The sequence below is a fragment of the Stenotrophomonas sp. LARHCG68 genome, assembly GCF_052871705.1.
The window spans coordinates 93,098-108,963 of the sequence record NZ_JBIXJV010000004.1; the positions used below are offsets into that span (position 1 = coordinate 93,098).

10 protein-coding genes are annotated in these 15,866 nt (G+C 65.3%); all 10 read right to left on the reverse strand.

The genetic code is table 11. From position 1 onward, the window contains the following. Window positions 1-41: 41 nt before the first annotated feature. The gene (locus tag ACIPR8_RS14595; RefSeq protein ID WP_446541467.1) at window positions 42-605 is read right to left on the reverse strand and encodes a hypothetical protein; all 564 of its coding nucleotides are present in this window, start codon (window positions 603-605) and stop codon (window positions 42-44) included. Window positions 606-610: 5 nt separating this feature from the next. Continuing rightward, entirely contained in the window at window positions 611-5,155 is a 4,545-nt protein-coding gene (locus tag ACIPR8_RS14600) for a DUF6531 domain-containing protein (RefSeq protein ID WP_446541468.1), read from the reverse strand. Window positions 5,156-5,173: 18 nt separating this feature from the next. Continuing rightward, window positions 5,174-5,302 (reverse strand): hypothetical protein, encoded by a 129-nt coding sequence (locus ACIPR8_RS14605; protein ID WP_263863683.1) that lies wholly within the window; start codon window positions 5,300-5,302, stop codon window positions 5,174-5,176. Beyond that, the gene (locus ACIPR8_RS14610) at window positions 5,299-6,918 is read right to left on the reverse strand and encodes a tetratricopeptide repeat protein (protein ID WP_446541469.1); all 1,620 of its coding nucleotides are present in this window, start codon (window positions 6,916-6,918) and stop codon (window positions 5,299-5,301) included. The genes ACIPR8_RS14605 and ACIPR8_RS14610 overlap by 4 nt, the downstream gene beginning before the upstream one ends. 20 nt (window positions 6,919-6,938) lie before the next feature. Further along, a complete protein-coding gene (locus tag ACIPR8_RS14615) occupies window positions 6,939-9,182 on the reverse strand; it encodes a type VI secretion system Vgr family protein (RefSeq protein WP_446541470.1) in 2,244 nt (747 codons plus the stop codon). 267 nt (window positions 9,183-9,449) lie between these two features. Then, window positions 9,450-9,944: a hypothetical protein gene (locus ACIPR8_RS14620; RefSeq protein ID WP_446541471.1), complete on the reverse strand. Its 495-nt coding sequence runs from the start codon at window positions 9,942-9,944 to the stop codon at window positions 9,450-9,452. A gap of 181 nt (window positions 9,945-10,125) precedes the next feature. Continuing rightward, window positions 10,126-10,716, reverse strand: a complete 591-nt coding sequence (locus ACIPR8_RS14625) for an inorganic diphosphatase (protein WP_446541472.1) — start codon at window positions 10,714-10,716, stop codon at window positions 10,126-10,128. A 21-nt stretch (window positions 10,717-10,737) separates the two neighbouring features. After that, a complete protein-coding gene (locus ACIPR8_RS14630) occupies window positions 10,738-12,111 on the reverse strand; it encodes a metallophosphoesterase (protein WP_446541473.1) in 1,374 nt (457 codons plus the stop codon). Next, window positions 12,108-13,211, reverse strand: a complete 1,104-nt coding sequence (locus ACIPR8_RS14635; protein WP_313254446.1) for a phytase — start codon at window positions 13,209-13,211, stop codon at window positions 12,108-12,110. The genes ACIPR8_RS14630 and ACIPR8_RS14635 overlap by 4 nt, the downstream gene beginning before the upstream one ends. Beyond that, entirely contained in the window at window positions 13,208-15,718 is a 2,511-nt protein-coding gene (locus tag ACIPR8_RS14640) for a TonB-dependent receptor (RefSeq protein WP_446541570.1), read from the reverse strand. The genes ACIPR8_RS14635 and ACIPR8_RS14640 overlap by 4 nt, the downstream gene beginning before the upstream one ends. Between the last annotated feature and the right edge of the window lie 148 nt (window positions 15,719-15,866).

Genomic DNA, 15,866 nt, shown 5'->3' on the forward strand with positions numbered 1-15,866 from the left:
CCCACAAACCAACAGAAAGTCGCAAGAAGTATGGATGCATCTTAAAACTGCGTGAATCCCGCGACCACCTCCTCCACCTTGCCGCCAGCATCGAACTTCGCGTAAATGTACAGCCCTCCGTAGTTCAACGGATAATCCTCAAGCACAAATCCATCCGGAAATCCATTCTCATCAACCTGGAAATAGAACTCATACCCAGCACCAGTCACTGCACTGAAGTAGTAATCTTCCCGCTGAATTAGAACTGGTTCCCCGCCAATCTTTACAAACCATGAATCCCCCTCTGTTGCTGGCACAAGGGAACCGTTAGCTATTGAATCAAGGATGGTAGAGGCGTCCAAACTCTCCGGACTCGGTGCATGCAGAAAGCATCGAATTCCAATTCTTGGATAGATCGTATCTTCGTCAGTGGGAAGGAATCCTTCATCAAGCATGATCGACAGATCTTTTCCATTCAATTCTGGAAAGTCAGCACCTGCAAGCAGCAGAAGAAAGCGAGAGCCCGGCCGAAATTCAGCCATACCGAGAACGGCTTCAGGCGCTCGGCCACCGACCCTCGATGACCCGTTGGAATGAAGCGACAAACCCAAAAACCTCTCTTTCAACATAATTATCCCCTGCAAGGCAATAACCCCTCATTTTTAGCGAACTCAATCGCCGCCCGCCTGAGCTCTCGCGTTCGCTCATGCGCAAACCGCCGCGCATTCCCGGGATCCCAACCTCTATCGATAAATTCCTGATACATCACATTCTTCATAATCACCGAATTCAAATTTATGTTCTCGAGCGCTGTCATCCCTTTCAGCACACTCGGCTTGAACAGCCCTGCATTCCGCTGCGCCGCGCTAATGGCCTTGTGCAACGGTCTCGCTTCCACTGCAATGGAGGGATTCGTTCTAGCTATCCCCGACGCCCGCCCGGTAACATGGTTATTGTTTCGCAGCCACGCATTCTGAAGCAACTCATGCGCATCCAGTCCATCATTGGCATGCATGTAATTCGCATACCCCCAGATACCGAACTCTTCATACAAACCTAGCGGGTCTATATACAAAAATTCGTTCTTCGGACCTGCGTAGAGGCTCTCACTCGACAGAAGGCGTATTGGATCCTGCGACGCGAATTGCCCCACTTCAACCAAATAGTATCGATGCCTGTTGTATGCCAGGCCGGTTTCTACATCCAAGTAGCGCCCTTGCTTTTCGATGCAACAAGAGCCCTCTTCAATCGAAGATCCCTCATTGATGCAAGTGACACCATCAGGGGCGATTCGCCCCGTTACCTCACCATTAATATCGAACAAGAAGCAGGATATTCGGGATCCAGGGCTCGCGGCACGCTGCGTCACCACCGATGCCCCCCCACTCAGCGCACGATGCTGCGAATCCGCCGCCGTCTCATCCAATGAACCCTCTCGGCTCGCAGGTGCATGTGCTACCAATGAAGTGCTGGACGCTTGTTCCACCCACGCTGAACCGTCGTTTCTTGGAGCCAAAGAGCTACTCAGCCCCAGAACGCCAAATCCTGCCGAATTCTTCAGCTTTGAATCATCCGCGTGACGGAGCCCGCTCGCCCTTTCCGCAGAAGGACTGTGCAACGGCTGCTCACCTGTTATGCCTCGCCTGCCTGAATCGCTCGACAGCAACTCAGGTTGCACTATCGTCACGGCTTGGGTCTCCTCGGCGGGACTAAGCTCACTCACCGCAACCAACGGCACAAACGTCCCCGGGTAGTACACATACTCCCGCACCCGCTCATGCAACATCTCCAGCCGCCGCTGCCTGCGCTTCACTTCCACCAAGCTGGCCACGTTCCCTACCCAGACCGGCACCGCATCCTCGGCGTCATTGGCCTGCTGCACCTCGCCCAGCAACGCATCGCCATCCCAGAAGAACCACGTCGTCTGCGTCGGATTGCGCTTGAACACCCGACGTCCCAGCGGGTCATAGCCGTAGTACGTTGATTGCCCGTTGCGGCGGCTCTCCGCCAACCGATGGTTGGCATCCCAGATCAGCGTCAGGTCATCCGGCGCGTCGCCATGCGGTGCGCCCTTGTGCACCAGGTCGCCGGCGCGGTCGAACACGTAGCGCACGCCCTGATAGGTGCCTTCACGCGTCCAGGTAGTCAGCTCGTCTTCGTCGCCGCCCACCACCTTGCGCGCCTGCACCTGCTTCACTTCGGTGCGCAGCCGGTCGCCCGCCGGGTCGTTGAAGTAGCGTTCCACTTTCTGCTTCGGATCAATATGCTCCAGCAGGCGACCAATGGCGTCGTAACGGTACTCCTCCATGCCCTGCACGCTGTCGCTGCGCCGGGTCAGGTTGCCACTGCGGTCGTAGTCGTAACGCGTCTCGAACAGCGGTGCGGCATCCTTCAGCACCGACTGCGAGGTCAACAGGTTGCGGCTGTCATAGGTGAACTCGCGCTGCAGGTGCGGGCTCAGCTGTTCGCGGATAGTGCGCCCCAGTGCATCGCGCTCCATCGCGATCGGCGGCTCATCGTTGATGGTCACCGACACCGCCTGATCACGCAGGTCGAAGCCGAACGCCACCTGGTTGCCGGCCGAGGTCTCGCGCAGGACGCGGTTGCCGACCGCATCGTAGGCATAGCCCACGCGGAAGCCATCCTGCAGCTCTTCCAGCAACTGTCCTACTTGATCGTACTGCCGCCTGACCGTTCGCGCCGGATTGCGCAGCTCAACGAGCTGCCCCAGCTTGTCGTAGATGAAGTGCTCCTGCACCTGCTGGCCCGGATGACGGACATCGGGCAGCGTCTTGCGGATGATGCGTCCGAGCTTGTCGGTGGTGAAGGCGATCCGCTGGCCCAGCGGGTCCACCGTGGCGGTCAGTCGCCCCGCTGCGTCATAGGTGTACCGGCGGGCCTGTCCCCAGTAGTCGACCTCCTCGACAATGCGGCCCAAGGCGTCGCGCACCAACTGGTAGGTTTCACCGCGCTGGTTGATGACCGCGACGAGCTGTTCCTCGGAGTCATACCGATACTCCACGCTGTGGCCATCGGCCTGCAGCCGCTTGCCGATCTGCCCGATACCGACGTAGTGCAGGCGCGTTTGACCGCCAGCTTCATCGGTGTAGCGCACCAGCTGGTCCTCGGCGTCGTACTCGCAGCGCACGCCATTGCCGTCCGGTCCGACCGTGCCCAGCAGGCGTCCCTTGATGTCGTACTCGTAACGACTGACCTGGCCGAGTGGGTCCGTCTGCTCCTGCAGGTGGCCCATCGGGTCATGCACGTAGCGGCTCTCGTGGCCCAGTGCATCGATCACCGCGGCCACCAGCCCGTGGCGGTCATAGCGCAGTCGCGTCACCGCCTGCCGGGCATTGGTCTGCGCGAGCAATTGGCCCTGCCGGTCGTAGTCGAAGCAGGTGGTAGCGCCCAGTGGATCCACCTGCGCGACCAACAGGCCCTGCAGGTCGTACGTCTGGCGCCAATCGGCGCCATCGGGTGTACGCAACGACACCATATGGTCGTCCTGGTCGTACTCCATCTGGACCGAGGTGCCGTCGGCACGTGTCAGGCAGGTCAGGTTTCCGTGGACGTCGTAGGCAAAGCCGGTGCGCAGTCCCTCCGGGTCGGTCACCGCTACCGTGCGGCCGAAGTCGTCGTACTCGAACAGCGTGACGCCATCGAGCGGGTCGATCTCACACAGTGGCAACTGGTTTTCATCGAACTTCACCACCGTCAGGTGGCCCAACGAATCGGTGACGCGCGTCTCCCGCAGCAACGCATCGTATTCGAAGCGATAGTCGTACAGGCCGCCATCACCCCAGGAGTGCACCACCCTGCCCTGTGCGTCGAACGCATAGTGGAAGGACAGGCCGACGCGATCGGTATGGCGCACCATCCGCTGCTGTTCGTAGCCGAACGTGCGCGGCGCACCCAGTGCATCGAAGGCGGCGAGCAGGTCGCCGGCATCGCCATGCCGGTAGCTCACCAGCGGGTGAAGCCGGCCGGTGGCCGGATCGTGCAGGGCCATCCGCTCGATGCGGCCATGGCGCGCATCCACCTCGATGAAGCGCCCCTGCAGGTCATCCACCCCGCTTTCGACGATGCGGACGAGATGGCCATCGCGTCGCTCGAACCGCCAATGATTGCCATGCGCGTCCTCGATGCGCTCGATGACCAACGCGCCCCTCACCGGCAACGTGCTCACCCCGCCGGGTTGCAGCACGCCGAATACATACTGCAACCCACCCTTGAAGCGCACCCGCCACTGCCCCTGACCGCGCAGCAACCGGGCACCATCAACAAAGTCCAGGATCGCCCCTATCTCGCCGTCCACCGCCGGCAGTTCGGGGAAGAACGCCACCTGGTCCGGCGCGGACAGCCAGGCGCTGCCATCGTCCAGGAGTTCCAGGCGTATATCGGCCGGCGTCAGCCAGCCGTTGCCGCACAGGCCCGGCTCTGACCCACGGCGCGAGCCATAGCTGCGCGTCCACGCCAATGGCAAGCGGCCGGGAACATGGAAGTCCTGATGGTTGACCACCACGCTGCCGTCACGGATATCCACCGGCTCGGCACGCAGCACCTTGCACTTGAGGAATCCCGGCGGCAGGTTGCCCCACCGCGCGCGCCGCCAGTTCGCGAATGCGTCCATCTTCTTGCGGAAGAACGCACTCTTGCGCAGCTTGCCCAGCCCCGCGAACGCCGCGCGGAATGCCAGTGCCGTCCACGACACCGTCGGCGGACCGCCCACGGTGACGCTGGTGGGAATGGCCACGTTCAACCCGGTGGGCAACGACATCGCGCGCAGCGGCTTCTTGGGCTTCTTGACCCGGAACGGGTTGATCATGCCGGCCAGGTTGCAGTCCAGCACCGGCATGGCGAGCCGCGAGAACGGCTCCCCGTCGGCAGACACGGTGCGGCTGCCCATGAAGATTTCTTCACCGTCGAACTGCGGCCCCATCGGCGCTGACAACGGCGGCGCCCACACCCCCATCGGGATGTGGATGTCCAGGCCCCCGGTACCGGCGGTGGCGCGGTGCACGCCGTTGACCTTGATGGTCGAGCCGATGAACGGGATGTAGTCGAACGGATCCAGCACCAGGCCGATGTGCGGCGTCGGCAGCGGGCTCGGCGGCACCGCGTACATATGGATGTCGATGCCCAACTGGGGGTCGAAATGCTTGGCGGCGATGCTCATGGCAACACTCCCTGTCCGCTATAGCGCGCGCGCCAGGGCGCGCAGGAAAGCCTTTACCTCGTCCCGGTAATCGGCACTGATCCACGCCACGACGGCGATGCCGACGACGATGGCCACGCTCATCCAGAGGATCTTGTTCGACTTCATGCCAGGGCCACTCCCGTGGTCGTTGCGGGCGTGGCCGGGATGGCAGGTGCCGGCTGCAGCAGCGCGGCCGGATCCGGCAGCGGCTGCATGGCCGGCGGCTCGCTCCACACCGGAATGTCGTGGTCCAGCGGGTGCTCGATGGCCGGCAGGCCATTCCAGCCCGGGTCAAGGAAGTCGCGGCCCACCGCCACGATCTTGCGGAAGAATTCGTCGCCCCCCTGGATCACCCGCTCGCGCTCCTGCTGGGCACGGTGGAAGCTCTGCTCCAACGCGCCATCCAACTGCGCGTCGATCCGGTCCAGCTCCGCCCGTGGCGGCAGCGGCCCCAATGCACGTGCCTGCGCATCGGCTTTTTCCAGCAGGAGCGTACTTGCCTGCAGGTAGTGGGTCGACACCTCCTGGAGCTTTTCGCAACGGCGCGTGTCCTGCAGCAACAGCAGGTCCCACAGCGCCTGCGGCAAGGTGGTGGCCTTGCGGTCGGCCGGTGACAGGGGCTTGGCGGTCCGCACCGCCTCCAGCAGGTGCGTGCGCGCTGCCTCGCGCTGGCCGGCCTGGAGTTGGCACCAGCCGGCCATGCGTTGCCCTTCCAGCGTGAACATCGGGTGCGGGATGCTGGCGGCCGAGATGGAGGCCTGAAGGTAGGTCTGGGCGGCACGCTCGGGCTGTTTGGCCGCCAACCAGCAGCCGGCCTCGCCGAACCAGCTCTGCATCACCAGTTCCGGTGCGGCGGCATTGCCGGCCACGCGCGCCCCTTCGGCCGCGCTACGTGCCTGTCGATAGGCGTTGATGGCCTGCGCGTGGTCACCGTGCTTGAGCCATGAACCGGCGAGCATCATCTGCACCACCGACTGTTGCTCCTGCCAGCCCTGGCGCAACGCCAGGGCCTGGGCTCGCTCGGCGCGGGCGGCGACCTGCGCCGGCGTGCCACGCTCGATCAGCAACATCATGTCGGCCATCAGTTGCCGATACAGCACTTCCGGGCCGCGCCCGCCCGATTGCGCGGCGGTGTCGCGGGCGATGGAGAACAGGTCCACCTCCGCCGTGATCAAGCCGGCCTTGTCGCTCAGGCGATCCAGCAGGCCCTGCCAACGCGGCTGCTCCTGGCTGTCGATCAGCACCAGCCGCAGCCGCGGCTCCGGGCCGGCCGCCATGGCGGCCTCCACCCAGCGCTCGAAACCCTCGCCCGGCACGCAGCGCTCCGGCTCCAGCACGGCCGCGAGCAACCGCATCTGTTCGCGGTGGTGTTCGACGAAGCTCTCCAGCACGTCCAACACGCCCTTGGCGCTGTCCGCGTGCGCCTCGTGCGGGCCGCGCCAACCCAGCGGCACCTGCTGCTCGCGCAGCTCGTCCTGGCTGGCCAGGTAGCGCTCCAGCAGGTCGCGCTTGATCTGCCGGCTGTAGCGGAAGCCCAGCTCATAGGCGGTGTCGATGCGCAGGAAGTAGTCCGGCGTATCGCGCCCCTCGTCGTGCCGCTGCATTTCGAAAAACGCAGCCAGCAGGCGGCTGGCGTTGGCCGGCAGGCGCCACACCAGCAACCGGTGGGCCGGCTCCGCACTGGCCTGCAGCCAGGCATCTCGCAACGCGCTCAAGCCGCGCAGCATCGGGTTGTCCTGCATGCATTGCCTCCCGGGCCGGCTCAGCAGTTGAGCTTGATTTCGCTGCCATTGACCGAGACACCGCTGGCATCGATCACCACCACCGACCCCCCGGCGCTGATCGTGATCGCACTGTCGGTGATCTCGATGGATGAACCACCCACCTTCGCGGTGAGCTTGGTCGCCGACTCCAGGCTCATGTCGCCATCGGACCCCTGGCTGAAGGTGCCGGAGGCGTCCTGCGAGTAGTTGCCGGTCACATCGACCACGCGCGCCCCGACATTGCTGTCGTCCACCTTGCCCTGCACCGCGCGCTTGTCCTCGCCGGTGATGGTGGTCTTGCGCCCCGCATCGAACGTCTCGGTGACCAGGCCGACCACGTTGCGCGTGGACGTCGATGTCACCGTCTCCAGCCATGTGCCGGTGCGCTGGCTGGTGTAGTCGCCGGTCAGGGTGGTCTTGAACGGGCCGGTGATGGTCTCGGTGTAGCCGGCAGCGGTGATGGTCTTGGTTTCGCCGGCTTCGTACTTCTCGGTGACCGCGCCGGTGACGTTCGTGGTGCGCGTGTCCTTTGCCGTCAACGTGTCCGCGCCGGTCACGGTGATGCCGCGGGTGCCGCCCACGCTGATGTCCTGGTTGGCGCCCACGTCCATGCTGTGGTTCACCGTCACCGACGTTGACTTGTTGTTCTTGACCGTGGCGTTCTGGTCATTGAGCACGGTGGTGACCATGTCACGCTGGGCGCGCATGTTCAGCAGCTCGCCGCCGGCGCTGTCGTGCATGGTGATCTCGTTCCAGCCCGCGCCCTTGACGGTCTTGGACTTCAGGCCGCTGACCTCCATGCCAAAGGGTGGCATGTTCTGCTCGTTGTATACGCGGCCGGTGATGATCGGCCGGTCCGGGTCGCCATCGAGGAAGTCGACGATGACCTCCTGCCCCACGCGCGGCGGCGAGACACCGCCCATGTCCGCACCGGCCCAGGGGCTGGCGCTGCGGATCCAGCACGAGGCGTTCTCGCGGCGATCCAGCTGGCGGTCCCAATGGAACTGCACCTTCACCCGCCCATAGGCATCGGCATGCAGCTCTTCGCCCGGCGGCCCGACCACCGTCGCGGTCTGCGGCCCGGGCATGCGCGGCCACGGCGTGGCGCGCAGCGGCCGGAACGGGATGCGACGGCGCAGGACTTCAGCGCGCATCTCCACGCTCGGCGCTTCGGCGCTGCCGAAGTCACTGGCGAAGTTGTTCCGCCCTTCCCGCTGCAACGCCACCACGAAGAACTCGCGGTCAGCACCGTCACGCCCGTGGAAGTCCGGATGACGCTCCAGGCTGAAGCAACCGCCGGCATCCAGCTCGCCGGCATTGCCGGCACATTCGAACAACTTGGTCGGCCACACCACCTCTTCGTTGCGCACCGCTGCCAACGCCTGTCCGACACGGCTGTTGGAGAACCGTGCCGCACCGTCGTAACGGTACTGCTCCAGCGGCGGCAACAGGCCCAGCGGCACCTCGTTGCCCCGATCGCCATCGAGCTGCTGGCTGGGCTGTTTGAAATCAAAGCTGCGCAACGTCTGCATGCTGGGGCCGACACGACGACGTGCGCCCCAATGATGCAGGCCGGTCCGTGCCAACGTGCCCTGGTCCGAGACGAAGGAGACCGCCAGCGGGTCACCGTGCACGGTGCTGAGCGTGGAGTCATCGCTGATCACCAGCGTATGCCCGTCCTCGTCATGCACGAAGCTGTAGTAGAGGCCGGCGTCTTCGAGCAGGCGACTGACAAAGGCAAAGTCCGACTCGTTGTACTGCACGCAGTAGGAAAGCGTCGGCAGCTTGCCGGCATTGAGGTCGTAGCGGTACCGCGCCAGCTCGGAATACCCGCCGAACACCTCCTCGATGATCTGCAGCGCGTTCCTGTCCTGGAAGATGCGGCAGTTGCAGGTGTAGTCCAGGAAAGCGAACCAGGGAGCCACCTCCGCGCGATAGCTGCTGAACTGTGCCTGCTGGCCGGTGCTGGCGAACTCACGCACGTAGCCGTGCACGCTGCGGTTCCCGAACTCATCGCCAAGCTGCAGGCGCAGCGGCTGGCCCACCAGTTGCTTGAGCTCCAGCCGGGGCTGGGTGGAAAGCAACTCGATGCGGTAACTGAAGGGCCGTGACGCGCCTTCGGAACCATCGAACTGCTTGACCAGGAATGTCTCCGGCTCCAATGCCGTCTCCACGCGGATCAGGCGTCGGTCCTGATGCAAGCGTTGCACATCCAGGGCGGTAAGCAATGATGCAGCGGACATTGGGCGCTCCGTCGTCCCATGTAGGTCGAGCCCGACTTTGCCATCAGCACCGGGAAAGCGCCATCATTTTGACGCCTCAAAATTCAATCACAAAGCTAAACAAGACGGTTCTGCAGCCCCGCTTAGGAATGCTCCCAATTCAGGCCTTGCATGTGCCCAACGTCGACGCACCACAAACCGTGACGCAACCATGAAAACGGAGCCGGGCCCGCCAAAACGAAGGGCGGCCATTGGCCGCCCTTCGCTTCATTCCCGCTTGCCTTGCGTTCAGTACCCGGACCGGTACACCGGAACGACGGGCACCAGCGGTACGTACTGCACTTCGCGGCACCCGTCATAGCGGCTGCAGCTGCCGAAGTACCCCGGGCCCCAGTAGCGCTGGCGCGCATCGCGGTTGTACGGGCTGTTGTAGAAATCCGGCCGGTACATGCCCGAGCCATGGTAGGTGTAGGGCGTGCTGCCAAGCGAGCCGGTCTGGCGCGCCGTGTAGGCTTCCGACGGCGCGCCGTCATTGGCGACATAACCGAACTCGTTGTCGTAACGCACGAGCCGGTAGTAGACGGTTTCCCCACCCTGCTTGCGGCTGTGCAGGCGCTCGAGCTGGCCACCGCCGGCGTCGGCATAGGCCTGCCCATTCTCGAACACCACTTCGCTGGGGTTGACCTGTTCTTCCTCCATCGGCGGTGCGGCGTTCGCGCCACATGCGGCGGCAACCAACACCAGTGCCGCGCTCATCCTGATCAATGCCGTGTGACTACGCATGACTATCCTCCGTGATACCGCCCCGGGCCTGCCGGAGCCGATGATTGAGCCGTCGCCGATCCCCTTGGTCGGACCGAGGGAGCGCGTCCATCACGGGCGTCCCGGCCTTCCCCACGCTCGGCACAGGGGCCGAGTATATGCCAGCCTCCACTGGCAGATCGTGAAGCCGCGCACGCGCGGCTCAGCGACCGGGCGAGGTCTGCCCGAATCGCTGCATCGCGGCGCGGATCAGCTGCCGCGCCTCCCCGGCATCGCCCCAGCCATGCAACTCGATCCGGGCACCGGCCGGGAGCTGCTTGTAGATGCGGAAGAATGCCTCGATGCGCTCGCGCTCCATCGCCGGCAGGTCCTGCAGGGTGCGCAGCGCGCTGTAGCTCGGGTCAACCGCATCGCTGGGCACGCCGACGATCTTCTCATCGGCCTGGCCGCGGTCGACCATGCGCAGCACGCCCAAGGGACGGAACCGGACCACGGCCCCTGGCTGGATCGGGAAGCGGGTCAGTACCAGGGCGTCCAAGGGGTCGCCATCGCCGGCCAGCGTGCGCGGCATCGAGCCGTAGTTCGCCGGATAGGCCACGGGCATCGACAGGAACCGATCCACCCGCAACTCACCGTCCTCGCCAAGCTCGTACTTGATCGCGCCACCGGCAGGGATCTCGACCACCAGCAGCACGTCGTCGGGGGCCGTCTCCGGCTGTGCCAACCGGATCGGGTGCAGCACGACATCGCCCGCCCAGGCGCCCGGCGGCGTCAACGCCAGCAACAGGACCATTGATCGCAGCACTCGCATCCTTTACTCCCAGCAGCGGTCGTCGCGCCCCTTGGGCGAATGCGGGCGCGGGCAATCACGTTGCGCAATGCGCCCCTTGGTCACTTCGGTGAACCGCCGTGCCTCGCCCCTGCCACGACGAATCTCGAAGGCGTCGTACAGGCGCCCGGTCGCAGTCCGCGCCTCGTAGCGCAGGGTGCGTCCTTCGATCCGCAGCACCTGGAACAACTGGGTGTCCTCGGCCACCGGTCGCATCGTCGCGCGCGCCTGTTCGGACAGGCGGTACTGCTTGGGGCCCGCCACCGAGGAGATGTACTGCGGCAGGTCGCCTGCCTCGTCGGCACGGCGTCCGTAGGTGTGGTCGTGCCCCTGCAACACCAGGTCGACGCGGTGGCGGCGCAGCACCGGGCGCAGCTGCCCGGCCAGCACCGTGTTGTCACGCTCGGCCCGCAGTGGATACAGCGGCTGATGTACGACGACGATGGTCCAGTGCGGTCGCTCACCGGTGAGCACGCCGTCCAGCCATTGCGCCTGCTGCGCGGCCGTGCCCAGGTCCAGCGCCGAGGTACCGTCGAGCACCACCACGCGCAGGTCCTGGTAGTCGAACCAGTACGTGGTGCTGCGGGCCACGCCCGCACCATTGCCCGGCAACGCGAAGCTCACCGGCCAATGCCGGCCCAGTACGCGTCGTTCCTGCGGGGTGTCCTCGAACTCCTCGAAGTACTCATGGTTGCCCGCCGCCGGTGCCACGGCCATTCCCGGCAGCAGCCAGCCGCCCGCAGCGAACCATTCGCCCCATTCGCTGTCGTCCTGCCCGTCGCCGCCGCTGACCAGGTCACCGGCGAACACGGCCAGCCGCGCGTCCGGTGCCGTCTGCCATCCCTGCCGGATCACCCGGCTGACGTGGCTGAGGTTCTTGTTCTGGGTGTCGCCGAAGTACAGCACCGTCAACGGCTGGTCGGCGGCACCGGCGGTGCGGAAGTGGTTCCACGCACTCCAGCTGCCCTGCCCCTGCACGCGGTAGGCATACAGCGTGTCCGGCTGCAGGCCACCGACATCGGCGTGGTGGAACTGGGCCGCGCCGTTCTCTGTCTGCAGCGCCTGGCTGCGGGCGGTGATGCGCCGCACCTGCCCCATGTCCGGCGAGTCACCGGCCAGGGTCACCTCCAGTACCGCCGCCGCATCCAGCGGCACGCTGCGCCAGGACACCGCAAAACCGGTGGCGGCATCCTGCGCCGGGGAAGCGACGATGCGGTCGGGCACGGCGGTCGCCGCATAGTGCCGGCTCCCCACCGGCACCTGCGTGTTCGGCTCTGCGGCCGGAGCGGCCCCCACCGCCCCGGCCGCGACCCACAGGGCTGCCAGCAGCAGCCACTGCCTCCCGCCCCCGGAACTCACAGCGCGCAGTCCTGCGGCAGCGACAAGGCCTTAGCGATGTCACGCCAATCGAACGCGACCACCCCCTGATCGTCATGCACGGCATACAGCGCTCCCTGCGGGAAGCGCGCCGATGCCTGCTGGCTGTTCCAGATGCCGTCGGTATTGGCCACCACGTCGCCGTGGAATGCCCCCACCGGTGCCAGCGTCCGGCGGTCGAACAGGTGGAACACGCTGCGGTCCTTGCCCTGCTCGGTGGTGATCCACCAGCCACCGTCACCGCAGGTACGCAGCATCACGCCCTCGGCCTGCGCCTTGAACTGCCCGTTGCCAAACGTGTTGCCAGTGAAGTCACCGGCCAACGTGTAGACCTTGAACTCGCTGGCATAGGTTTCGTCTTCCTCGGCCACCAGCAGGCGGTCATTGGCCGGGTCACCCCAGATCGACTCGACCACGCGCAACGCGCCCTTCGCCGAGGTGTCGCCGATGCTGCGGACCAACCGCGCCTGCACCGTGCCGTCCCCGACTTCGACGTGGTAGCGGCGCACGCGTTCGTTCAATCGCTCCAGCGCCGGCAGGATGTCATTGCCGGCCGCGTCCTCGCCGTCGTCGTAGGAATCGGTGACGTACACGTCGTAGCCACCCTGCGTCGGGTTCACCCAGAGCCCGTAGGGCTTGCGCAGGTCACCTGCGGCGAACACGCCCAACGGCTTGAAATCAGGCAACTGCAGGACCTGCACGCGATGGTTGTCGCGCTCGACGATGAACACCAGGTCGCCGCTGACGGCGATGCCGTTGGGGCGATCAAACTGCCCCGGGGCGGTACCGGTGCTACCCACGTCGCGCAGGTGCTTGCCGCTCTGGCCGTCGTAGACGACCAGCTTGTCGGTGGCCTTGGCGGTGGCGATCAGCCACAGCGCGCCGTCGGCGGCCCGCCAACTGGCGGGCGAGTCGATGTTGTCGGCCGGCGTCATCGGGGTCAGGAAGGCCTCGGTGACGCGGACCGATGGTGCCGCACCCTCGGCGACGTCCTCGGCACTGGGCGGTTGCGTCGACTTGGCGGTCGGTTGGCAGGCACTCAGTGCCAGCACCAGCGCGGTGCCCAGCAGGGCGGCCCTCACAGTGCCACCTTCAGGCCGATGGCGTAGGTGCGGCCGTACTCTTCGTTCTGCAGGGTGCGCGAGCGCACACCCTGGTAGAGCTCCAGCGGTTCGTCGAGCAGGTTGGAGGCCTCCAGGTACAGGCTCACGTTCTTGCTGAACTTGTAGTCCAGGCTGAAGTCCAGCTGCGTATGCGGCGCCACGTAGATATCGAACGCCCGGCTGTCGCCGATACTGTCCAGGTACTCGCTGCGGTAGACGCCGGCAAGGCGCGTGCTGAAACCGCCCCACTCATAGCCCACATGCGCGCTGTAGACGTTCTTCGAGGCACGCGGCAGGGTGAAGTCGTCGCGCGCGCGGTCGGCCATGCCCGGGTCGAAGTCGGTATCCAGCCAGGTACCACTGGCGCCGACCAGCAGGCCCGACCATGCACCCGGCAGGAACGACAACTGCTGCTGCCAGTTGAACTCCGCGCCGAACACCTTGGCCTTGTCGCCGTTGAGCGAACGGGTGACATCCATGCCCGGGTATTCACTGTCGTTCTTGCTGGTCACTTCGACGATGTAGCCGTCGATGGACTTGTGGAACAGGCCCAGCGAGACGATACCGCTGTCGCCCAGGTAGCGCTCGACCGAGAAATCCAGGTTGGTGGACTCATACGGATCCAGCTGCGGGTTGCCGACGCGCACTTCCTCGTCCTGCACGTTGACGGAAAGGCGCGGCGAGATGTCCCCGAACGACGGACGCGCCACCGTCTTGTTGACCGAACCGCGCAGCACCCAGTTGTTGTCGGTGTCATAGCGCAGGTGCAGACCCGGCAATACGTTGGTATAGCTGCTGCTGGCCAGTCGCGGCGACACCAGGAGATCGCCATCCTTGTCGACATCGACCTGGTTGCCGGTCGCGTCGAACTGGGTGTTCTCCACGCGCACGCCGCCGATCACGCGCAGCGCGCCGATGTCCCAGGTGCCCATGGCGTAGGCAGCGAGGATGTCCTCGTTGGCGGTGTAGTCCTCTTCCAGCGACGCCATGGTGTTGCCCAGCGCTTCCTTGGAGCGCTCGCTGTACAGGCTGCCATTCTCGGCCCACCAGCGCCGCATCGCCGCCGAACGCATGCCCTGCCCCAGCGGACCGCCGCGGTGGTCGAGCGTCTCGCCGTTCCAGTCGCTCAGGTCGACCGCCGGCCCCTTGCGCAGGTCGGTCTCATCGACGTTGACCGCGCGCTCGCGCCAGCGGCCGAGCAGGCCGAACTTGTAGCTGGCGTGGTCACCGTCGAAGCGTATGTTGACCTGCGCGCTGCGCTCGCTGTCATCCACCTGCTTGGGCGAGAGAACCACGCGGTTGAACGCATAGTTGCTGCTGTCCATCCAGCCGGCATCGCTCAGCGACAGACCAGGGATGCCGCTGTTCTGGTCGATGACCGCGGACAGGTCGTCGCCGTCGTAGTCGAAGCGCGCCTCCATTTCATCGTTCACGCGCTCGCGGGTCTTGGTATAGCCCACGCGGTAGTCCAGCACCGCGCCGCTCAGGCGGTTCTCGCCGCCGAGGCTGGCGGCAAAGGTGTTCTCTTCCTTGGTGCGGTAGCGCATGCGCTTGCTGATCGCATCGGCGGGCAGCTCGTCCACCTGGTAACGCCCATTGCCCAGCGCGCTGATCTGGCCGTCCTCCAGCGCGAAAACGGTACGCTGGCGGGTTTCGGCATCATCGAAGCGGCTGTACAGGGTCCGCAGGTAGTAGCGGTTGTCCTCGTCCGGGCGCCAGTCGAAGTTGAGGTTGGCACCGGTGCGCTCACGCTCGATGGTGTACTTGCGGTGCTGCAGCTCGGTGGCGACCAGGTCGTCCTGCCGGTCGTCGTCATACGTGTCGTACGCCACTTCGGTGTTGTCCGATTCGAAGGTGCGCTTCTGGTAGTTCACGCCCAGCGCCACGCCGAAGGTGTCGTTGAACACTTCGCTGTAGTTGAACGCCGCCTTCGGGCTGGTCTCGCCGGACAGCTGCTGGTGGCTGGCCTCCACCTTGCCCTTGAGCGAACGGCCGTCGCGGTCGAAGGCCGACGCCGATTCCACCACCACGCTGCCGCCGATGGCGTCACCGGGCATGTCCGGGGTGGCCGACTTGACCACGCGCAGGCGCTCGGTCGAATCGGTGGGAATCACGTCCAGCGGGGCCGCACGCGAGGAGTCTTCCGGCGTACCCACGGCAATGCCGTCGATGCTCACGCTGTTCAGCGCGGCGTCCAGGCCACGCACCACCACGAAGCGGCCCTCGCCCTGGTCGCGGGTGACGCTCACGCCGGGCAGCCGCTGCAACGACTCGGCCACGTTCATGTCCGGGTAGTCGCCCATCGAATCGGAGGCCACCGCGTCCTGGATGCCGTTGGCATCCCGCTTGAGCTCCACCGCGCGGGTCTGCGCCTCCAATTGCGGACGCACCTCGACCCGGTCCAGGTCGATTGCCGCCGCAGCGGCCGCCGCGGTCGCCGAGCCATCCGGCCCCACCTGCTGGGCCCTTGCCGGAGCCGATGCCATGCAGGCCACCGCCGTTGCGACCGCCACCACCAGAACACCCTTGCGCACTATTGCCCCCAAACCATGTAAAGGATGGGTGGGCAAGGTATTTCCGAAAGTTTGCGTGGGGGTTACAGCCACGCGGCTGCAATGTTTCAGTCACACTGGC